Source organism: Streptomyces dangxiongensis (assembly GCF_003675325.1).
Taxonomy (GTDB): domain Bacteria; phylum Actinomycetota; class Actinomycetes; order Streptomycetales; family Streptomycetaceae; genus Streptomyces; species Streptomyces dangxiongensis.
In genome coordinates, this window is sequence record NZ_CP033073.1 from 341,582 (window position 1) to 364,014 (window position 22,433).

At 73.6% G+C, this 22,433-nt stretch carries 10 protein-coding genes; 6 read left to right on the forward strand and 4 right to left on the reverse strand.

From position 1 onward, the window contains the following. The first annotated feature begins 3 nt into the window (after positions 1–3). On the forward strand, positions 4–1,629 hold the full coding sequence (locus tag D9753_RS01965) for an amino acid adenylation domain-containing protein (protein WP_121785432.1): 1,626 nt from the start codon (positions 4–6) through the stop codon (positions 1,627–1,629). On the opposite strand, the gene D9753_RS01970 is transcribed toward D9753_RS01965, so the two are convergent. Beyond that, positions 1,605–2,441: a putative nonproteinogenic amino acid hydroxylase gene (locus D9753_RS01970; RefSeq protein WP_163010591.1), complete on the reverse strand. Its 837-nt coding sequence runs from the start codon at positions 2,439–2,441 to the stop codon at positions 1,605–1,607. The two genes, D9753_RS01965 and D9753_RS01970, sit on opposite strands and share 25 nt — an antisense overlap. A gap of 190 nt (positions 2,442–2,631) precedes the next feature. On the opposite strand from D9753_RS01970, the gene D9753_RS01975 reads away from it, so the two are divergent. After that, on the forward strand, positions 2,632–4,248 hold the full coding sequence (locus D9753_RS01975; protein ID WP_121785434.1) for a condensation domain-containing protein: 1,617 nt from the start codon (positions 2,632–2,634) through the stop codon (positions 4,246–4,248). A 38-nt stretch (positions 4,249–4,286) separates the two neighbouring features. After that, positions 4,287–5,354: a guanitoxin biosynthesis L-enduracididine beta-hydroxylase GntD gene (gene gntD / locus D9753_RS01980; RefSeq protein ID WP_121785435.1), complete on the forward strand. Its 1,068-nt coding sequence runs from the start codon at positions 4,287–4,289 to the stop codon at positions 5,352–5,354. A gap of 37 nt (positions 5,355–5,391) precedes the next feature. On the opposite strand, the gene D9753_RS01985 is transcribed toward gntD (D9753_RS01980), so the two are convergent. Next, the gene (locus tag D9753_RS01985) at positions 5,392–7,824 is read right to left on the reverse strand and encodes a non-ribosomal peptide synthetase (RefSeq protein WP_121785436.1); all 2,433 of its coding nucleotides are present in this window, start codon (positions 7,822–7,824) and stop codon (positions 5,392–5,394) included. A 1,634-nt stretch (positions 7,825–9,458) separates the two neighbouring features. Here D9753_RS01985 and D9753_RS01990 point away from each other — a divergent pair. Next, positions 9,459–13,124: a non-ribosomal peptide synthetase gene (locus D9753_RS01990; protein ID WP_121785437.1), complete on the forward strand. Its 3,666-nt coding sequence runs from the start codon at positions 9,459–9,461 to the stop codon at positions 13,122–13,124. 95 nt (positions 13,125–13,219) lie between these two features. Here D9753_RS01990 and gntD (D9753_RS01995) read toward each other — a convergent pair whose 3' ends face one another. Further along, on the reverse strand, positions 13,220–14,302 hold the full coding sequence (gene gntD, locus D9753_RS01995; protein ID WP_121785438.1) for a guanitoxin biosynthesis L-enduracididine beta-hydroxylase GntD: 1,083 nt from the start codon (positions 14,300–14,302) through the stop codon (positions 13,220–13,222). A 528-nt stretch (positions 14,303–14,830) separates the two neighbouring features. Here gntD (D9753_RS01995) and D9753_RS02000 point away from each other — a divergent pair. Both D9753_RS02000 and D9753_RS02005 read left to right on the forward strand, forming a co-directional pair. Next, positions 14,831–19,264, forward strand: a complete 4,434-nt coding sequence (locus D9753_RS02000) for a non-ribosomal peptide synthetase (protein ID WP_121785439.1) — start codon at positions 14,831–14,833, stop codon at positions 19,262–19,264. Then, positions 19,261–20,553, forward strand: coding sequence for a cation:proton antiporter (locus D9753_RS02005; RefSeq protein WP_121785440.1), 1,293 nt, complete (start codon positions 19,261–19,263; stop codon positions 20,551–20,553). Before D9753_RS02000 ends, D9753_RS02005 begins: the two co-directional genes overlap by 4 nt. A gap of 122 nt (positions 20,554–20,675) precedes the next feature. Here the strand turns inward: D9753_RS02005 and D9753_RS02010 are convergent, their stop codons facing one another. Next, the gene (locus D9753_RS02010; protein WP_121785441.1) at positions 20,676–22,418 is read right to left on the reverse strand and encodes an NAD(P)/FAD-dependent oxidoreductase; all 1,743 of its coding nucleotides are present in this window, start codon (positions 22,416–22,418) and stop codon (positions 20,676–20,678) included. Positions 22,419–22,433 lie beyond the last annotated feature (15 nt).

Genomic DNA, 22,433 nt, shown 5'->3' on the forward strand with positions numbered 1-22,433 from the left:
CCCGTGCCCCAGCCCACCGACCGCCGGGACCCGCCCGGCGGCAACCGGCACCCGGAGCACCGCGGGCCGGTCGTGAACATCGGCGCCCGGACGGTCCTGGACCTCGTCGACCGGGAGACGGCGGCGCGTCCGGACGCCTGGGCGGTGTGCGAACAGGGCCGGGCCCCGGTGTCGTACGCGGAACTGGACCGGCTCGCGGACACCGTGGCCGCCCACCTGACCGGCACGTTCGGGGTCGGCCACGGGGACACCGTGCTGATCGCCGCGCGGGCGGGCGTGGACTTCACCGCGGTGGTGCTCGGAACCCTGCGGGCGGGCGCGGCCTATCTGCCCGTGGACATGACCTATCCGCGCGAGCGGATCGAGCAGATCCTGCGCTCCAGCAGCGCCCGGCTCACGGTCCTGGACGAGGGGGCGCCCGGTGCGGCCGTGGAGCACCCGGACACGGCGGCGACCACGCTGACCCGGCTGCTCGCGGAGTACCCGGGCCCGCCGCCGGCCCGCCCCCGCATCGCTTCCGAGGACGCCGCCTACGTCATCTTCAGCTCCGGCTCGACAGGCGCACCGAAGGGCATCGTGCAGACGCACCGGTGCCTGGCCAACCTGGCGGCCTGGCAGGCGAACGGGTCCGGTCTCGGCCGGGAGCGCAGGGTGTTGCAGTGCGCGCCGCTCACCTTCGACGTGTCGGTCCAGGAGATCTTCTACACCCTCGCCTGCGGCGGGTGCCTGTACGTCCCGCACCCGGACGTACGGCGTGACCCGCGCGACCTGGTCGAGTACGTCATCGGCGAGCGGATCGAGGTGGTCGACTTCCCGCAGTCCCTCATCGACATCCTCATGTCGCTGCCCACCACCCTCGAACACGCTCCGGCGCTGCGGCACATCATCAGCGCCGGCGAGACGGTACGGGTCACGCCGGAGCTGGAGGGGCTGCTCACCAGGCGTCCCGAGGTCACCCTGCACAACCACTACGGGCCCGCCGAGAACCACATGGTGACGAGCCATTCGATGAGCGCGGAGCGGGGGAACCTGGAACCCCGCCCACCGGTCGGCTCACTGGTGTGGAACACCTACATCCGCATCCTGGACGAGGAGCGGGCACCGGTGCCCGACGGGGAGGTCGGCGAGGTGTACATCGGCGGGGTGGGGGTGGCCCGCGGTTACACGGACCCGGAACTCACCCGGGCCGTCTTCGTGGAGGACCCCTTCCTCCCCGGGGCCCGGCTGTACCGCACGCGGGACCGGGGCGTCTGGCGGGCCGACGGCACGCTCGGGCTCCTCGGGCGGATCGACGACCTGATCAAGATCCGCGGCAACGCGGTGGAGCCCCGGGAGCCGGAGTCCCGGCTCACCGCGCTGCCGGGGGTCAAGGACGCGGCGGTGTTCGGGGTGGCGCGGGCCGACGGCGGCACGGAGCTGCACGCGGCGCTCACCGGCGATCCGCCGCCGGCGCAGGAGCTGCGTCGCGCGCTGCTCGCCGTGCTGCCGGACTACATGGTGCCGGTGCGCTGGTGGGTGACGGACGAGCTGCCGTACTCGGCCAACGGCAAGCTGGACCGCAGGGCCCTGCCCGGGCCGGGGGCCGTGCGGCTCGCCGTGGTCCCTCACCAGGCGAACGTCTCCCGGTAGCCGCGCTTGTCGACGCAGTACGTGCGGAACGCCTCCGCCTTGGCGACCATGACGTCGTCGCCGGTGCGCCGTGCTGCCTCGGCGTACCAGTCGAAGGCCGCGGTCGCGTGGGCCCGCCGCTCGAAGTGGAGCGCGGCGAACCGGCGGAAGGAGGCGCGCATGGTCTCCCGGGTCAGCCGCGGGCCGGAGCCGATGAGTTCCTCGATGTCGGCGTCGGTCACCTCGGGGAGGTCGAGGATGCGCACCGGCTGCGCCGCCGGGACGTCGCCCCGGATCTCGACCGGCTCGGCGGCGCCGGCGAAGTCGAGACAGAGGGAGAGCCGGGCGGGTCCCGCGCTGCTGCGTGCCGAATGCGGGTCGGTGGTGTGTATCTTCCAGACCTCACCGCGGCGGAGGTGGTAGACGAGGTCGTTCTCGGAATGCAGGGACTCTTCACCGGTACGCAGCGGAATCTGCACCCGGGTGCCGGGTTCGGTGAATTCCAGGAAGTCCACGTGCGGGGCGAGAATTCCGTCCGCGAGGCTGAAGATGCGCACCCACTGGAGCCGGTCCAGCGGGAAGTGCTCGGTCACCAGGGACATGATTCCGGGCAGTTTCCTGCCCAGTTCGGTGAGGGTCAGACGGTCGCCGTGCGGGCGGAACGCGGTGTCGGACTCGGCGCCGCTGCCGTTGGCCAGCACATGGGCCGACCACGAACCGAAGGTGAAGGCGTCGTACTCGCCTCCGGCGTCGTGCTGGTCCACGAGGGCCAGTTCCGTTTCCAGGTCGTAGGAGTCGATGGGCAATACCGCGAGTCGCTGGGACTTGAGCAAGGCAATCCCCCTTCACCATTGGTGACATGACGCGCTGAACATATGCCGGCGCCTTCCGCTCGCCACCATAACCCGACAGAGATACGAGGGCAATGACAGCAATCTCCGCCAGGCGGAAGGTTATTGACAAGATCTGGAGTGTTTGTGCAGGGTTTTTTTCCGCAGAGTTCTGCCGTCACGGAGTGGAATCATGACTGACCTCACCCAGGATCTGTGCCGGCTGTTCGCGCGGGCACTCGAGCTGGAGTACGTGACCGACGACACGGACTTCTACCTCGCCGGCGGACACAGTCTGTCGGCGCTGGCCCTCGCCGTGTCCGTCGAGGAGGCCGTCGGGCTTCCGGTCCGCGTGCGCGACATCCTCGAGTGCGCCACCCCGGAGCTGCTGGCCGCCCGGCTGGCCGAGGCACGCGGCGGGACGGCCGGCCCCGGCCCGCGGACCGGCACGGAAGGTGCTCCGCGGACCGCGCCGGAGCCTGCGCGGGCACCGGACGACGACGTGCCGGAGTCCGTGCGCTGGCTGTGGCTGGCGCGCCAGAACGAGCACGGCGGCGCCGGCGCCTACACCGTGCCGTGTCTGCTGCGGGGCGAGGGGGAGCTGGACGTCGACCTTCTCGCCTCGGCCGTCGCCGGCCTGCCCGTCCGCCACCCGGCGCTGCGGACCGTCTTCGTGGAGCGGCAGGGCGCCGTCCGGGCGGTCGTCACGGACCGGACGGTTCCGCTGGACGTGGTGGACCTGCGCGACGGTTCCCTCACCGAGGAGGAGTTCGAGGCGCTCGTCCACGACCGCGTCGAGGTCCCCTTCGACCTCGCTGAGGGGCCGCTCTTCCGCTCGACGCTGTTCATGCGGCCGGACGGCGCCTGGTCGCTGCTGCTCACGGCCGATCACCTGGTGTGCGACGGCCGGTCCCTGACCGTCCTGGCGGCCGAACTGGTGGCCGCCTACCGGCAGGACGGCGCCCCGCCCGCGGCACCGGTCCCCGGGCCGCGCCCCGCCCCGCGTCCGCGGGAGGAGTCGCTCGCCCACTGGCGGGATCTGCTCACTCCCCCGCCGGCCCCGCTGCTCCTGCCCGTGGACCGTCCCCGGCACGGGCCGGCCGGCGCGGTGACGGACACGGTCCGGCTGGACATCGAACCCCGGGTCACGGCCCGCCTCCGGGCGCTGGCCGCGACCGCGCACGCCGGTCTCTTCGCGCCGCTCGCCGCGGCCGTGGCGAGCGGGCTGGGCGGGCTGACCCGGACCGACGACGTCTGTCTGGGCACCCCCGTGGACCGCCGCTCCCCGCTCGGCCTGGACGGCGCCGTGGGTTTCCACGTCGCGACGGTCCCGCTGCGGCTCGACCTGGCCGGCCGGGACGACCCGGCCGGCCTGGTGCGTCATGTGGCGGCGCGGACGGCGGACGCCCTCGACCACAGCGAGGTCGCCTTCGACGAGCTGGTGGCGACCCTGGACCCGCCCCGGCCGGCGGGGCGCGGCCCCTTCTTCGACGTGTGGGTCGCCCTGTTCCCGCGCATCGACACCGGCCCCGCCGGGCCACGGGGCATCGCGCTGCGCGGCGGCCCCTTCCTGCAACGGCGGGGCATGTTCGAGCTGTCGTTCCAGTTCGTCGAGGAGGAGCACGGGCTGCGGCTGTGCCTCCAGTACGACACCGGGCGCTACGGCCGGGACACGGCCGAGCAGATCGCCGGCCGGGTCCTCGCCGAACTCGGCCGTCTCGCCGGGGAGCCAGGGGCGCACGGCGCGCCGGCGCAGCCGCCGAGCGGTCCGCCCGCCCAGGCCTTCCAGGGGTTCCACTTCGACACGTGAGCCGCCCCCGACCTCATCCCAGTGAACAGGAGACACCCATGACCACGACGCCCACACCGACGCCCGCGTCGACGTCCGTGCCGGAGCCGGCCGGGCCGACCGAACTGCGGCTGACGCCCGACGAGGCCGCCGAGACCGACCGGCTGGCCCTGGAACTGGCCGCGGAGCACCCCTCGGCGGACAGCGAGAGCCTGCTCCAGGACCTGCCGTTGCTGGCCGCCCGGCTGCCGGAGCGGGTGCGCAGGTTCCTGCGCGCCTTCCAGCTGGACCGGGCGGACGGATACTGCGCCGTCAGCGGGCACCTGGTGGACGACGACAGGATCGGCCCCACCCCGGCGCACTGGCGCGACGAACAGCGCGTCCACCGCGAACTGCCCGAGGAGATCCTGCTGCTGCTGTACGCCTCGTTGCTCGGCGAGCCGTTCGGCTGGTCGACCCAGCAGGACGGCCACCTGGTCAACGACGTCTTCCCCATCAAGGAGTACGAGACCCTGCTGCTCGGCACGGGCAGCAGGACGGCGCTCACCCTGCACACGGAGGACGCCTTCCACCCCTACCGCGCGGACTACATCATCCTGGCCGCCCTGCGCAATCCGGAGCGGATACCCGTGGTGGTGGCGGAGGCCGACTTCACCACGCTGCCGGCGGACGTGCTCGACGTCCTCTTCGACAGCCGTTTCCAGATCATCTCCGACGACTCGCACCTGCCGCACAACAACACGGTCCGCACCCCGGAGGATCAGCGGATCTTCGACAACATCTCACGGCTGATCAACGGTCTCGGCCGGGTCCCGGTGCTCTTCGGTTCCCGGACCGATCCCCTGCTGTGCTTCGACGCCACGCACATGTCGGCGCCCGAGGACGATCCCGAGGCGGTGCGGGCGTTCGCCGCCGCCCACGAGCTGCTGACCCGCGGCACCCGTCCCCGCGCGCTGGACGCCGGCACGTTCGTCTTCCTCAACAACCACCGCGTCGTGCACGGCCGCAGTTCCTTCACCGCGCGCTACGACGGCACGGACCGCTGGCTCAAGCGCGTCAACGTCACCCACGACCTGCGCAAGTCGCGCAGTCTGCGGCGTTCCGTCGGTGCCCGGCTCATCGGCTGAGACGGGGGGCCGGGCGCCGGTGCGCCCGGCCCCGGCGTCACTCCCGGGGCGCCGTGGCGGCGCGGCACACACCGGCCACCGTGGGCTCGTCGAAGAAGTCGTCCAGCTCCACCTGCACGCCGAGCCGGTTCTCCAGCTCGATGACGAGGAGCGCGGCGGCGAGGCTGTGCCCGCCCAGCTCGAAGAAGTCGTCCTCCGGGCCCACCGCGGACACGCCGAGCACCTCGGCGAAGAGGTCCGTGACCCGGGCGGTGAGGCCGGCGTCGGCGTGCTCCTCGGGCGCCGGGACGGGGGACGCCTGCGTGTGGTGCGCGGCGGTGGCCCGCAGCAGTTCCCCGGCCCGGTCCGCCAGGGCTGCCCGGTCCACCTTGCCGTTGCGGGTGAGCGGCATGTCCTCGAGCCGCTCGACCCGGCTGGGCACCATGTGGCCGGGCAGGACGCGGCGCGCCTCGGCGCGTACGCCGTCCGGGTCGGCGTCGCCGGTCAGGAAGGCGACGAGCACCAGCGAGCCGTCGGCGCCGGGGGCGGCCAGGGCGACGGCGGAGGCGACGCCCGGCACCGAGCAGAGCCCCGCTTCCACGTCGCCGAGTTCGACGCGGTTGCCGCGGATCTTGACCTGGCTGTCGCCACGGCCGAGGAACTCCACCCCGGCGGGCGTCCACCAGCCCCGGTCCCCGGTGCGGTAGCGCCGCCCGCCGGGCACCTCGGCCGCCTCGGTGAAGAGCCGCTTGGTGAGGTCGGGGTCGTTCACGTAACCGTCGGCCAGACCCGGCCCGGCGAGATGGATCTCTCCGGGGAAGCCGGGCGGCAGCCGGCGGCCCCGCTCGTCGAGCACCTCCAGGACGGTGGTGTCGATGGGCCGGCCCACGGGGAACCCGTGCCGGGACTCCTCGGTGCAGTCGTAGGCGGTCGCGCCGACCGAGTTCTCCGTCGGGCCGTACTCGTTGACCAGCCGGACGCCGGGCAGCCGCTGGAAGTGGCGGGCGACGAGTTCGGCGGGGCACGCCTCGCCGGCCACGGTGACCAGGCGCAGCGAGCCCGGTGCGGCCAGGGCGTCGAGCAGGACGCGGTACAGCGACGGCACCAGGGTGATGTGCGTGGCGCGGTGACCGCTCACCAGCTCCCCCACGCGCTGCGGCACCAGCCGGTCGGACTCCGGCAGGAGCAGCAGGGTGCCGCCGGCGCCGAGGACGGAGAACAGGTCGGAGACAGAGCTGTCGAAGGAGAACGAGGGCACCTGGACGAGCCGGGTCTCGGCGTCGAGTTCGTGGTAGCGCCGCTTCCAGGACAGGTATCCGGCGATGGCGGAGTGCCGGACCGCGACGCCCTTGGGAGTGCCCGTGGAGCCGGAGGTGTAGATGACGTAGGCGGGGTCGTCCGGGCCCGGGAGGGCGGGCAGGGCCGGTCCCTGTATGCCGGTCTCCGCAGTCCCGGCGAGGGCGTCGGCCGTCAGCACGGGCACCGGACTCCCGGCGAGCGGGTCGGGGTCGTCTGTCACCACGGCCGCGCAGGCCGCGTCGTCGAGGACGAACCGGAGGCGTTCGGCGGGGAGTGCGGGGTCCAGTGGTACGTAGGCGGCTGCGGCGCGCAGGACGCCGAGGACGACGGCCACGGCGTCGGTGCTCTTGGGCAGCGCGGTCGCCACCCGGTCACCGGGCCGCACTCCGGCCGCGGCGAGCCGGCGGGCCACCGTCTCGGCCCGCGCGGCGAGTTCGGCGTAGGTGACGCGCTGATCGCGGTCCACCACGGCGACGGCGTCCGGTGTCGCGCGCACCCGTTCCGTGAAGGGCCCCAGCAGGGTGCCCGGCGTGGGCTCCGGCGCGAAGCCGGCGCGCTCCCAGCGGGCCACCTCGGCCCCGTCCTCGGGCGCCGTCGGGTCGACGGCGGCGCAGGCGGTGGCGGGCTCGGCGAAGGCGGCCAGCACGGTCACCAGGGAGCGGAGCACCACCGCGGCCCACCAGGCGTCCAGTCGCCCGGTGTCGAAGCCGGCGTGCAGCGTGCGACCGCCGTCCGGTGCCTCGCGCAGGCTCACCACGAGGGCGGTGCCGGCGTGCGGCGCGGGCGGCAGCCGGTCGGACCGCACGAGGAGCGAGAAGGGCAGGCCGGGGTCGTCGGCGGGCACGGGGTCCGCCCCGCGCAGCGCGGTGTCGACGGCGATGACGAGGTCCCGCAGGGACGCGTCCTCGGGGGTGGTGACGGCGCAGACGGTCGTGCCCCGGGGCCCGGCGACGGTGAGCACGGGTTCGGGCGCGTCCTCCGCCGCGCGCAGGACCAGCGCGGCGGCGGCGGTGAGGACGACGAGTTCCTCCAGAGGGCGTTCTCCGGCCACCCGGCGCAGGCCCTCGCGCGCGGCGGGCGTCAGCTCCTCGGTGAGTTCGCCGCGTCCGCTGTGCCCGGCTCCGGTGAGCCTGGCCCGCAGGGGAGTCGGAGTCGGTGCCGCGGTGGGGCGGGGTGCGTTTTCGAAGCTCATGACGGGTCCTCAAGGGGATCGGGGCCGGGCCCCGCACGGCGCGGATTTCGCCTCGCAGGCCCACGTGGCCGCGGCTTTCTCCGCGGCTCGGAACGGTCTTGTGCCTGGCATACGGAATCGGACAGAGTGTTCATGTGCCGGAGAATCCGGCGGGAGGAACGGGGGCCGCGGGGTGAGGTGCGTCGCGCCGGAAGTGCGCCGTTTCACCGGCCGGGCGGCGTGGCCCGTCGCGCCCGGGGCACCGAAAGGGCGACCGCGGGACAGTTCCCGGAGAAGGCCGTGGAGAAAGCGGCTATCCACCCGCACACGGAGACAGGCTCCGCGTTTCTCATTTCTTCACAGGATTCCCACCGCGGAGTTCTGCGGGAGTTCGCATGCAGCCGCCGGGAATCACGCCAGGAAAGGCGAACAGGAGCTGACCTATTACCTTCCGGACGGTCCGAGAACGGCTTTCCCTTTTTGCCGACCCATGCTTCACGAGTCCGGAAGAAACCGCTGTCCTCGCAGGTCAACTGCCCCGAGACCGGTAAATCGGGCATACGATCGGTCTGCGTCTCGGTCATCACCACAGCTCCGGTATTACACTTGCGACTGCTGGCGAACTCGACATACCGCACCGCCCCCGCATGTCGGACTTTCCGCGTTCGTCCCCTCCTGTATGACCAGGCGTTCGGACGACGAGCATAGCAGCGGAACGGATCTTGACACAGCCCCTCTTCCGCCCCCGCGACCGCTCTTCAGATTTTCCCGGAAAACGCTTGGCTGACACTCGTCACTATGGCACGCTCGGACGGAGAAGGTCACGAGCTTCGCCCCACGACGGGCAGGGAGCGCGGAATCCCGGGCTCTCGCCTTCGTTTCCTCGTCCCGCGCGGGCCGACCACCCGCAGGAATGACGAAAGGACCGCACGTCCATGACGCCCGCAATCGAGGCATTCCCTCCACTCGGCCGGGACGACGGCTTCACCGGGAGCCGGACACCCGCCTCCGAAGGCCTCGACGCACGGTGGCCGGCGGGGCCCGCCGCACCCGCCCGGCCGGGGCGGACCGTGGCGTCCGTGTCCTGTCGCCGCACCGGTCCGCGGACACCCGGCGGCACGCCGGGCGCGAGACCGTGCCCGCCGGCCCGGTGAGCGCCTTCCCCGCAAGGGCCTCCCGCCCGGACGTACGGTCCCGCTCGTCGGCGCCCGCGGCGCCGGCGGGTCTTCGCTGACACCGCATCCGTACGCCCCCGTACGCACAGCACCGCAGGCCCCGCGGCGGGCGCCGCCAGGCGTGCGGCTCCCGCGTGAGCCGCACCGGCCGGGGCCGCGGTGGTACGGCCGGGTCCACGCCGAGGAGCACCGGCGCGTCCGCCGGCGTGCGCTGAACCGCCGTCACCGTCGCCGGACCCACGCCACCGTCCGGACAGCCGCCGGCCCCGGACCCCCGGCCCGCTCCCGACCCACCCGGACCCACGGCCCGCTCCCGGCCGGCCGCGCCGTCCCCCGTCCTGACGCCCGTCCGAGTGACCGTCCTGGTGGCCCGCAGGCGCGGACCGCCGTGCCGGCCGCCCCCGCTGCCACCGGCAGTGCCGCAATCGGCGTACCCCGTCCGCGTTCCCGGCCGAGGCGCCCCTGGCAGAGGAGATCCTGATGACCGTTGCCGATGGCCGAGCACGGGTGACCGTCGCGCTCGACGACGAGACCAGTGCCGCGCTGCGCGCCCTGTGCGCCTCGGCGGGCGCGGAGGTGCCGACGGCGGTCCCCGCGCTCCTGCGTGTCCTGCTGCACCGGCTGACCCCCGGCACGGCCGTCCCCGTCCGGGCCGTACTGCCCGGCGGAGAGGTGGAACTGGGCGCGCCCCTCGACCCGGACGCCGGTTTCCGGGCCTGTCTGCGTGCCGAGCAGCGGGCCGTCGGGGCCGCCGTCGGCCGTGCGCCCCTGTCCGGCACCGCGTTCACGGCGGACGGACTCGGCGGGCACGCCGGCCTCACCGGTATGCCGGACCCGGACGCGGGGCCCGTCGCGGTGACCGTGCGCAGCGACACGGCGGACGCCCGCGACGCCCGCCGGACAGCGGGCCGGCTCGGCGCACTGGCCGCGGAGGTGTGCGCCGCGCCGGACACCCCGGTCGGTCTCCTCCCCGTACTGCCGGCAGCCCGGCGGGACGACCTGCTCGCACTCGGCACCGGCCCGCACCAGGGACTCCCGGCCAAGCGCACCGTCCTCGACCTGTTCGCCGAGCAGGTCTCCGCGCGGCCCGACGCCACCGCAGTCGTCTGCGGTGACCGCGCCTACGGTTACGCCGAACTGGACGGCATGGCCGACCGGCTGGCCGCGCGGCTGGCCGCGGCGGCGCCGACCGGGCCCGAGCGGGTCGTCGCCCTGCTGTGCGCGCGCACCGAGTGGATGCTGGTGTCCCTGCTGGCCATCCTCAAGACCGGCTCCGCCTTCCTGCCGCTGGACCCGGAACAGCCCGAGCTGCGGGTGCGCGAACTCCTGACCGACAGCGGGGCCACGGCGGTGCTCGCCGACGCCACCCGGGCCGAGTCGCTGTCCGGCGCACCGCAGCCGGTCGTGGTCCTCGGCCGGGACACCGGCGCCGCGCCCACCGAGTCGCGGTTCCGTGCGGCGGGCCCCGAGGACCTGGCGTACGTCGTCTACACCTCCGGCTCCACCGGCTCCCCCAAGGGCGTCATGGTCGAGCACCTGGGCATCCTCAACACGGTCCGGTACCGCATCGACTACTACGGCCTCGGCCCGCACTCCCGTGTGCTCCAGGTCGACCCGGTGCACGCCGACGCCGGCATCTCCGACGTGCTGTCCGCCCTCTGCTCCGGCGCACCCCTGGTGGTCCTGGAGCGGGAGCAGCTCATCGACCCCGACGAGGTCGCGGCCGTCATCCGGCGCGAGAACGTGACCCATGTGCAGACCGTGCCCAGCCTGTACCAGTTGATCCTGGACTACGCCGGGGACCGGCTGCCCTCCCTGCGCCAGGTCGTCCTGGGCGGCGAGCGGCTCACCGCGGCCCTGGCGGACCGGCACCACCAGCTACTGCCGGAAGCCGAGCTGTTCAACGAGTACGGCCCGTCCGAGGACAGTGTCGCCACCACCCTCGTCCAGGTGCGGGCCGGCGGCGGGGAGCCGCCCGTGGGCAGGCCGTTCCCCAACAAGACGGTGGACCTGCTCGACGAGCAGGGCGCGCTGGTGCCGTTCGGCGCCCCGGGGGAGATCTGCGTCGGTGGCATCGGGCTGGCCCGCGGCTACCTCGGCGACGAGCGTCGGACGGGGGAACGGTTCGTGGCGAACCCGGTGCGCGGCGGGCAGCGGATGTACCGCACCGGCGACCTGGGACGGTGGCTGCCCGACGGAAGCCTTCTGTGCCTGGGCCGCATCGACGACCAGGTGCAGATCCGCGGCCACCGGGTGGAGCCCGGGGAGGTCACCGAGACGCTGGCCGGGGCGCCCGGAGTGCGCGGCGCGGCCGTCGTGGCGGTGCCGGGTACCGCCGGGGACGGCTCCCACCGTCTCGTCGCCTATGTCGTGGGCGACGGCGAGCCCGCCCGGCTGCGGGCGTACCTCGCCGACCGGCTGCCCGCCCACATGGTTCCCGACGCCTACGTCACGGTACCGGCGCTGCCGGTCACCTCCATCGGCAAGCTGGACCGCTCCGCGCTGCCCGCCCCGCCCGAACCCGGGGCGAGTGTCGGCGGGGTCGCGGAGACGGAGCTGACCGCGGCGCAGCTCCGCGTGGCCGGCGTGTGGTCGGCGGTGCTGGGCCACCCCGTGCACCAGCCGGACGCCGACCTGTTCGCGCTGGGCGGCCACAGCCTCACCGCGGCACGCATCGCCAAGGAGCTGGGCGTGGCGGTCAGTACGGTGTTCGCCCGCCCGACGGTGCGCCGGCTCGCGGAGGTCCTCCCGGACGGCGGGCCGGAGCCGACGGCGCCCCCCGGCCCGGCACCGGCCTCCGTCTCGGTCCCGGCCGGTGAGGGTGTCTTCCCGCTGTCCCGGGCCCAGCGCAGGGTCTGGCTGACCTCGCGCCGTACCCACGCGGACCGGTTCATCATCGCGGACCTCGTCCGCACGGGCCGCTCGCTCTCCCCCGACACCCTGCGCACGGCGCTCGCGGCCGTCGTCGAGCGCCAGGAGCTGCTGCGGGCGCAGGTGCTGCCCTCCGGGGCGACCGCCGGACTGACCGTGCTGGACCGGCTCCCCGGGGGCGTGCCGCTGCGCGTGACCGAGCTGCCGGAGGCCGATCCCGACGGTCCGGCCGTCCGCGAGGCCCTGCGCCGGGCCCGTGCCGTGACCTTCGACCTGGAGCGGGCACCGCTGTTCGAGGTGTGCCTCATCAAGGGCCCGGCCGGCGGTGACCTGCTCACGGTCGGCGCCCACCATCTGATCTACGACGGCGCCAGCGTGAACGTGCTGCTCGACGACCTGTTCGCCGCGTACGACGCGGTGGAGCGGCACGGCAGTGCCCGGCGGCCCGTGCCTGACTACCAGTACCGTGACTGGGCCGCCGAGGAAGAGGCCTGGCTCGGCTCGCAGGAGGCCGCGCGGCAGGAGGCGTTCTGGAGGGAGCGGCTGGCGGGGGTGCGGCCCGCCCCCGACCTGGTGGACGCCACACGCCGGGGCCGGCGCCGGGGACTCGCCGGACTCGCCCGTCGCACGCTCCCGGCCGCATCGGTCCAGGGCTCCCCGGGGACGCCGTACGCCGTCGTGGTGACCGCGTTCACCGCTCTGCTCCACCGGGCGACCGGGGCGACGGACCTGGTGCTGGGCTTCCCCGCGAGTCTGCGGCACAGCCCGGCCGCCGACGCGCTGGTCGGCTACTTCGCCAACGCGGTGCCGCTGCGCCTGGAGTTCGGGCCGCAGGACGGGCTGGGCGAGCTGCTGGAGCATGTGGGCACGCGGGTCGTGGAGGCGTACGAGCACGCCCGGCTGCCCTTCGACGCCCTGGTCGAGCGCCTCGGCATCGGTGCGCGGCCCGGTCGCAGCGTCCTGCTGGACCTGGGCGTCAGCTGGGAGAACGCGACCGTCAGCGGTCCGTCCTGGCAGGTCGAGGACGTCCTGGCCGACGAACTGCCCGCCGACAGCGACCTGTGGCTGTACGCGAGTGTCCGCGGCGACCTGCTGCACCTGGACCTCACCTACGACCGGGAGCTGGTGACGGAGGAGGAGGCGGCCGGCTTCGCGGACGATCTGGTGCGGCTGGTGTCCGCCGTGGTGAGCGAACCGCGGACGCCGGTGGGCGCGGCCCGCGGCCTGCCGGAAGAGGAGGAGGACGTATGGGGCGCGACGTCCTACGACTTCTGAGCTTTTGGCCCTTCCGGCCCGCCCGGGCGGCCGTGGGCCCGGCCGCCCGGTACGGGTGGCGGCCCGCCGAGGCGGGCCGCCGGCGTGACGGCCGGTCAGACCAGGGCCCGGCGGTGCGGCGCGAAGCGCCGTCCGCCGGCCCGGCGCAGGTCGGCGAGCACGTTGATGCGCCGCAGCCACCGGTCGGTGCCGTCGTAGCGCGCGGCGAACGGCCGCCGCCCGTGGACGGCCCGCTTGTTGTCCACGATGAGCAGCTCACCGGGGCCGACCACGACGTCCCGCAGCGCGGCGTCGATGGCCGCGGTCACCGCGTCGAGCGCCTCCAGCGCCTCACTGTCCAGGGACCGTGGCATGAAGGCCGGATCGATGCGGATGTAGGGAGCCTCGCGGTCGCCGGAGAGGACCGCCGTCCGGCGCGGCGCCGTCTGCTGGTCGGCGATGTCACGGAACGCCTCGGCGACCCAGCTCTCCTCGTCCAGGCCGGTGGTCCTGCTGTTGAAGGCGGCGGTGTGCGACTCGTCCGGCAGGATGACGAAGCGTTCCTGGAAGAGCACCTCCCGCACCCGGTCCTCCAGTTCGATGTCCTGGGCGGTGGCGAAGGTGGTCGGCACCCGGTCGTGGTTGCGGATTCCCGCCAGCAGGATCCAGTCGGCGCGCAGCGGGTGGAAGGCGTCCTCGTTGTGCCACTCCAGGGTGGTGGTGGAGCTGGAGCCGAGCTGTTCCGCCTCATGTCCCTTGATCGGGAACAGGTCGAGCACCAGACGGCCCCGCTGCTGGGTCACGAAGGAGACCGGGTCGCCGAGGAGCGAGCCGATCAGGAGCAGCAGGGCGGTGGCCCGTTCGGCCTCTTCGCTGACCGGTTCGTGGACGTAGTCGGTGGGGGTCGGCCCGGCCAGGGCCTCGGACACGGGCAGGTTGGCGAGGACGAGACCGCCGTAAGGACGGCCGGTGAGCCGGAAGTCGACGAGGTGGGACCGGATGCGCAGGGGTATCTCGTGTGCGAGGAGGGCGAGTTCGTCGAGTCGCCGGTCGAGCGGCTGTTCGTGACTGCCGTCCAGGGCCGCCTCCGCCAGGTCCCGCAGGGCGGTGTGCTCCGCGTCCGTCAGTTCCAGGCAGGGCATGCGGTCGTCGGCTCGCAGCGGGAGTTCCGCGACGGGAAATGCTCCTCTGATGTTCATGAGGTGTGCTTTCCTTTTCTGTGCTCAGGCTTTATTCGGGACAGACGGACCCTCATGAGAGATATCGGACACATAACGGTCCGGACGGGGGTAAACCTTTTCCGGCCTAAAATGCGGGGAAATTCGGGGTGCTCTGGATATCCTCGATCGACGTTCCGAGAACGCCACGGAGAGCCCCCTTCCCCCGATTCCGTCCACCGACTCCCAATCCCCGCGTCGCCGGAAAAGACTGGGTCGAAGCCTAGTCTCACCAGACACTTCGACCCAGCAACCCGCAATGTGAGCCGCGTCACTTCGCACCTCGTGCATTCCCCGCGACTCTGCGGATAACCAAACCACCGAAGCATCCCCGGGCATTCTCGCGCCCTGCGGGGTTACCGGTTCGATTTCCTGACGCGCATCTTCTCCCGTTCTTTCCAAGCCGAGGAGCCCCCGTTGTCGAAAGGCCCTGACCCTACCCCTGGACCGACGCACTCCTCACCCGGAACCACTGTTTCCGGCCACGCGGCGGAAAGAGACTCCGCGGCAGTGCGGGCGCACTGGCTCGCGATGCTCCAGGGCATCCGGCGGGAGCCCCTGCTGGAGCCGGGCGGCGCGACCGCGCCGGTACCGGAGGCGGCGTTCGTGCCGGCCGGTCCGGCCGCGGCGCTACGGCGCGTCGCGGGTGACGATCCGGTCGGCCTGCACCTGCTCCTGCTCGCCGCCACACGGCTGTGCCTGACCGCGTTCGGAGCGGCCGGGGACCTGGCCGTGCTCTGCCCCTCACCGGCCGATCCGGAGGCCGAACTCGCCCTGCGGACACCGCTGGGGCCGACGACGCCGATGACCGAGTTCCTCACCTCGGCCCACGCCGACCTGCTCGCGGCCACCCCGTTCGCCTGGCGGCACCGTGCCGCGCTGGCCGCCCAACTCCAGGCGGCGGGCGCGGCGGAGAGCGACGCCCTGTCCCAACTGGCCGTACGGTGGCAGGCGTCCGGGGAGCCCGCCGGGCCCGCGCGCGCCGGGGTCGAGGTGCGCGGGCGGCTGGAGGAGGACGGCACCCTGCGGGTGGAGGTGGTGTCCGCGCACGGGCGGGTGCCGGTGGCCGTGTCGGGCCTGCCCCGGTGCGTCGCCGCCGCGCTGACCGATCTGGGCCGCGATCCGCGGCGTCCCGCCGGGCAGTTGGACGTGCTCGGCCCCGACCAGCGCGCCGAGCTGGAGCGCTGGAGCGGACTGCCGCTGCCGGCCGCCTGTCCCGCCCTGTCGCTCCTCGACCTGGTCGACGCGACGGCCGCCCGGAACGGGGACCGGACCGCGGTCGTCGACGGCGCCACCCGCCTGTCGTACGACGAACTGCTGCGGCGGGCGGCGCTCCTTGCCGGTGAGCTGCGCACCGAGCACGGGATCGGCCCCGGCGACCGGGTCGCCGTACTGCTGCCGCGCGGCGCGAGCCTCGTCGTGGCCGTGCTGGCCGTCCTGCGGGCGGGCGCCGCCTATGTTCCCGTCGATCCCGGCCATCCGGAACAGCGCATCAGCCATCTCCTCCGGCTGAGCGAGGCCAAGCTCCTGATCGGCGACCGGCCTCCCGCCGGCTGCGCCCTGCCGGCCGTGCCCTCGGTCCGGGTCCTCGGCGACCGGCCGGGCACCGAGGCCGGCGGGACACCCGCACCGCGGGTACGGCCCCAGGACGAGGCCGTCGTGTTCTTCACCTCGGGGTCCACCGGGCTGCCGCGCCCGGTGAGCATCCGGCACGACCAACTGCGCCACAAGGTGGTCAGTTCGGCGGAGCAGCTCGGTATCGACGCCGGCGTCCGGACCGCCCTGCTGTCCGCGCTCACCTCGGACGCGACGGCGTACCAGATCTTCGTGACGCTCGGCGTCGGCGGCACCCTGGTCGCGATGGGGGCCCCCGACGAACTGGACCCCGTCACCTTCTGGGACCGCATCCGGGCGGAACGGGTCAGCCTCGTCAACTGCGTCCCGGGCCTGCTGTCGGCCATGCTCGAGGCCCTCCCGCCGACGGCCGGGCTGCCCCTCTCCCATCTGATCCTCGGCGGCGACGCCGTGCCGCGCGGCCTGATGGCCCGCACCCGGGGCCGGCTGCGCATCGGCACGCTGGTCAACCTCTACGGCCCGTGCGAGGCGACCGTGGAGTGCGCGTCGTACGTGTGCCCCGGCGACCGGGCCGCCGAGCTGATGTCGGTGCCCATCGGCTCCCCCTCCCCCGGTTTCGGCGTGCTGCTGGTGACCCGGTGGGGCATCCCGGCGCCCGTAGGCGTCCCCGGGGAGATCTATGTCGCCGGCCCCGGTGTGGCGGCCGGCTACCTCAACGCGCCGGAGGCCACGGCGGAGCGCTTCGTCCCGTGTCCGGTGGGCGACGCCGGTCACAGCTTCCGCACGGGTGACCTCGCCCGCTGGAACGCCGACGGCACGCTCGACTTCCTGGGCCGGATCGACAGCCAGGTCCAGCTCCACGGCCAGCGGGTGGAGCCGGGCGAGGTGGAACAGGCGCTGGTGCGGCTGGCCGGGGTGCGCGAGGCGGTGGTGCTGCCCCGGCCGGCCGGGGCGGACTCGGTGACGCTGGCCGCCTGGTACACGGCCGACACCGCCGTCGAACCTGCCGTCGTCCGCTCCCGGCTGGCGGAGGGGCTGCCCGCGCACATGGTCCCCCGCCTCCTCACCCAACTGCCCGCACTCCCCCGGACACCGCACGGGAAGATCGACCGGACCGCGCTCGCGGCCTCGCCCGATCCCCGGGCCACGGAGGTCTGGGCGACGTACGACGACGCCTCGCGGACGGTCGCCGACGCCTGGGAGGCGGTGTTCGGGCAGCCGCCCCGCTCCGCCGACGAGGACTTCTTCGAGGCCGGCGGCCACAGCCTCACCGCCGCCCAGTTGGTCAGCGCCCTGTGCGCCGCGGAACCGGAGTGCGGGGTGGCCGTACGGCAGATCTTCACCGCGCGGACCCCCGGGGCACTGGCCGAAGCCGTACGGCAGGGGCTGCGCGACGCACGGCCGTCCCCCGCCGCGCCCGCCACCGCTCCGGTGCCGCGGGCGTCCGGGGAGCCGCTGCCGGCCACGATCGAGGCGAGCAACGCGCAGCGGCGCATGTGGCTGCTGGAGGCGCTGGACGAGGGCGAGTCGCGTGCCCACAACATGGTGGAGGCGTACGAGCTGGACCGTCCGCTGTCCGAAGGGGCGCTGCGCGCCGGGGTGCACGCGGTGGTGGTCCGGCACGAGTCGCTGCGCACCACCTTCGACCTGCCCTCGGCCGGCTCGGGCGCGGAACTGCGGCAGGTCGTGCACGACGCCGGTGACCTGGACCTCGCGCCGCTCATCCAGCCGGTCGCGCCCCAGGACTTCGAGGCCGTGCTCGCCCGGGCGCGGGACGAGGAGACCAGGTGGCGCTTCGACCTGGCCACGGGCCCGCTGTTCCGGCTGCGGTACCTGAGCGCCGAGGGCCACCGGCCCGTGCTGCTGTTCAACGTCCACCACTGCGTGAACGACGGCTGGTCGTACACCGTCCTGCTGCGCGACCTGCTCACGGCGGCCGGCGCCTTGGAGTCGGGGCGGCCCGCCGTGCTGCCTCCGCTGCCGGGCTACCGTACGCACACCCGGGCGCTGGCGGACCGGCTGGCCGCACGGAACGGGGCGGCGCACTCGTCGTACTGGCGGCAGACGCTCGGCGATCTGCCCCCGCTCCCCCCGCTGCCCGCCGACCACACGGCGGGCGCCGTGCGCGACAGCGCGGGCGGACAGGCCCGCGTGCCCCTGGACGAGGAGCTGACGGGCCGGCTGCGGGCGGTGGCCGTGCGGGCCTCGGCCACGCCGTTCATGGTGTGCGTGGCGGCGGCCCGCGTGCTGCTGCACCGGCTGACGGGCCTCACCGACCTGCCACTGGGCACGGTGGTGGCCGGCCGCTCGGCGCCCGGACTGGCGGAGGAGGTCGGCCTGTTCGCCAACACGGTCGTCCTGCGCACCGCGCTGGATCCGGCGGACTCCTTCGCCGGCCTGCTGGAGCGGGTCCGCCGGACCGCCCTCGACGTCCAGGAGCACGAGGAGTATCCGTTCGACCGGATCGTGGAGGACCTGGCGCTGCCGCGGACGGCGGGCCGCAACCCGCTGTTCGACGTGCTGGTGGAGACGGTGATGTCACCGGCCGTCACGGCCGGCGAGGGCGACGGCCGGCGCACGGCCCGGCATCTGGACGAGCCGCCGCACGTCGGTGACTTCGACCTCTCCTTCGGTTTCCAGCTTCCGGAGCCGGGCACCGCCCGGCCCGCTGAGATCCGTGTCGGCCACCGCCTCGACCGGTTCACGGCGCACAGCGCCGCGCGCATCGGCGAGCAGCTCCGGGAGGTCCTGCGGGCCGCACTGGACGACCCGGACGCGCCGCTGGCCGCACTGCCCGCCCCGGCGGCCGACGCAGGCGGCGGACCGGCGCGCACCACGACCGACCTTCCCCTGTCCGAGAGCGCCGTACGGGCTCTGGCCCGCATCAGTGGCGGACGGGCGGCCGAGGAACTCGTGGTGCTGACCTCCGCGGTGGCGCTGCTGACCGCCGGCTGCCACGGCCCGGGCGAGCTGCAGGTGCAGCGGGCGTCGGCGCGCGTGCGCTGCCCGGTGGACGTGGCCGGCGCGACCACCCCGGCCGACCTGGTCGTGGCGGTGGACCGGGCCGTCCGGACGGCGGTCCCGGCCCGTGGCCTGCCCACGGTGCTGGTCGCCTCGGAGGCCGTCGCCCCGCCGGCCGGCCCCGTGCCGCTGAGCGTGACCCTGCTCGCCACGGCCCCGACCGGCCGGCGGACGCTGCGCCTGGAGACGGACCCGCAGAGTGCCGGGCAGCGCACGGCACAGGCGCTGCGCCAGGGCCTCGACCAGGCACTGAGCTGCTTCGCCCAGCCCCGGGAACCGTTCCCGGACGGCATCACCGCGCCTGCCGCACCCGTGCTGCACGGCGCCGACAACGGGGGAAACCTGTGAGTCCTGACCTGGCCGTCACCCATCTCGTCGGAGCGTCGGCGGTGATTTTGCTGGCCGCCCACGTGGGCGGGTGGGTGTCCCGCAGACTCGGCCAGCCCACCATCGTGGGCCAGCTCATCGCCGGCATCGCCCTCGGCCCCAGCCTGCTGTCCCAGCTCCCGGACTCCGTCGGGGACACGCTGTTTCCCCAGGCGATAGCCCCGATGCTGACAGGACTGAGCCAGGTGTCCCTGGTGCTGTTCCTGTACGTCGTCGGGTACGAGCTCGACCTGAGCCTGCTGCGCGGCAGGTCGCGGACCACGCTGACGGTCGCCGCCGCGGCGTTCGCCGTGCCGATGGCGGTGGGCGCGGGCGCCACGCTGCTGTTCCACGGCACGCTGGAGAAGCTGGGCGTTCCGCACCACATGCCGGTGAGTTCGGTCCTCTTCCTGGCCGTCGCGTTGTCGATCACGGCCGTACCGGTGCTGGTCGTCGTCGTGCGGGAGGGCGGGCTGGCCGGGACGGTTCCCGGCGTCATCGCCGTCTCGGCCGCCGGCCTGATCGACATCGTCGGGTGGGCGGTCCTGCTCGGCACCCTCATGCAGGGCAAGGGCGGCGAGTCCGGGATGTCACTGCCGGTACGCCTGCTCCTGCTGGTGGTCTTCGTCGCCGTGATGGTGTGGCCCGCGCGGCTGCTGCTGAAGCGGTTCCATCGTTTCCCCGGCGTCTCCGCGCAGCCTCGGCTGGCCCTGCTGATCGGGTTCGCCTTCACGGCCGCGTGGGCGACCAGCGCACTCGGCCTGCACGTCATCTTCGGTGCGCTGCTCGCCGGGGTGGTCACACCGCGGGAGCCCGACGGCACCATGGACCCGGAGCTGGTGCGTTCGCTGGACAGCGTGGGGTCGCTGCTGCTGCCGTTCTTCTTCGTGGTGTCGGGCCGCAGTGTCGCCATCGGCGCGCTGGGCGGCACCGCGGTGGCCGTGCTGACGGTGGTCACGGTGCTCGCCGTCGTCGCCAAGGTGGGGTCCGGGGCGCTGGCGGCGCGTGTCTGCGGGCTGGACAACCGTACGTCGCTGACGATCGGGGTGCTGCTCAGCACCCGGGGGCTCACCGAGCTGATCGCTCTCAACGCCGGCCTGGCCGCCGGGCTGTTGAGCGGACCGCTCTACACCGTGTTCGTGCTGATGGCGATCGCGACCACGCTGCTGACGCAGCCGCTGCTGCTGCTGTGCCGCCGCGTGCGGGCGGCGGACGCCGACCCGATGTCCTCGGCCGGCCCGGTGTCCGCGGCGGCGCCGGGCGGCCGCTGACGGGCCCCGGCGGGTACGGGTGCCGTGTCCCTGGGCCGCGGGCGATGTGCCTGCCGCGGCGCCGCACGGGAACAGCGGGTTCACCTCCGGGGAGGTGAACCCGCTGTGCGGGGCGCGGTGGCCTACTGCTGGACGGGCGTCGAGACCCGGTACAGCGGGCGCAGTTCCTCCTCGAGCTTCTTGACCTCGTCCAGCCGGGGCCGGCTCTTCGGTGCGAACAGGCCGTCCTTCTCCCAGCGGTCCGGGTCCAGGCTCAGCGCCGACACGTTCAGCCAGCCGCGGGAGCGGACCGCGTCGAGGTGCTCGGGCAGCGCGTCCTCCAGGGCCAGGTAGAACAGGACGTGCGCCAGTTCCTCGATGCGGTCGATGCCGTCGCGGATGCTCACCAGCACCGATCCGAAGTCCGGCGTCTCGGTGTCGTCGGCGGGCAGGTTCTGCACGAAGAGGCGGGCGAGGGTCGGCAGGTCGTCGAAGTAGTCGATGTAGTCGAACTCGAAGACGCCCCGGTAGCTGCCCGACCATGCCTTGAGCAGGTTCATGACGGCGCCCTGGGTCGCCACCACGGGGGCGCCGAGCGCGCTGAGCGTCGTGCTCGCGGACTCGTCCAGGTACGTCTTGCCGTAGAACTGCGGGTCGGAGAACGCCCACCCGACGTAGTAGTCCCAGATGGTCTTCAGGGACATGATCACCGGGTTGTCGTGGAAGGCGTACGACCCCTGGATGTTCTGGGTGAGTCCCTCGGCCAGGGACAGGAACCACCGGTTGGCGTAGCGGACGAACTCCGCCTGGAAGGATCCCGCCCGGTCGCGGCCGATCATCTCGGTCACGAATCCGTTGGCGTAGCCGATCAGGTTCGAGCCCACCGAGTAGTAGGGGTCCGCGAAGACCGCGGCGTCGCCGACGCACGCCCACCGGTCGTGGGAGAACACCTGGTGGGAGGAGTGGCTGTAGTTCTTCAGGACCCGGAAGTCGAGGACCGGGAGTTCGCGGATGGCGGGGTCGAAGCCGGGGACGCGGTCGACCACGAAGTCGATGGCCTTCTCGATCCGGTTGTAGCCGGTGACCGGATGGAGTTCGTCGCTCACGACGATGCCGACGCTGGTGTGGTTCGGGGCCAGCGGGATGGCCCAGACCCAGCCGCCCTCGAACATGAAGTGGTTGGTGGAATGCCACCGGGGCTCGTCCGCGCGGTCGTGCCAGGCCGTCTCGTCCGGCGCCACCAGCTCGTCGGTGTCCAGGCGTCCTTCGAGCCGGAACCAGACGGAGTTGTGCGGCTTCGGGTACCGCTTGGTGAGCCCCAGCTTGCGCTGGAGGAGCCGGTGCCGGCCGGTGGCGTCGACGACCCAGCGGCAGGTGACGGTGGTCGTCTGCGGGTTGTCCTCGTCGTCGCTCTGGTACGTCACCCGGTGCGGTGCGTCCTGCTCGCCCAGCTCGATGTCCAGGACGCGTACGCCCTGGGTGAGTTCGGCCCCGGCGCCGGCCGCGACCACCCGCAGGTGCTCCTCCAGGGAGCCCCGGTTGAGCTGGTAGGACTTCGCCGGCAGGAACCGCTTGACGCCGAACTCGGACTCCTGGTGGAAGTCGGGGCGGTCGCCGTAGAAGTAGCGCAGACCGAGCTTCTCGAGCTGGTGTTCCTCGAGGTAGTCCCGTATGCCGACGACCGCGGCGAAGTAGTGCGCGCCCACCTCGACCGTCGATTCGCCCACCTTGAACGCGGACACGGGAATGGGCGAGCGCTCGCGCTCGCACACGAGGACGCTGAGCGAGGGATAGGCGTCCCTGAGCTGCTTGGCGAGGCAGAGCCCGGCCAGGCCACCGCCCGCGATGACCACGTCGTGGTCGACGCCCGAGAACTCCGTGACCATGGAATCAGTACCGCC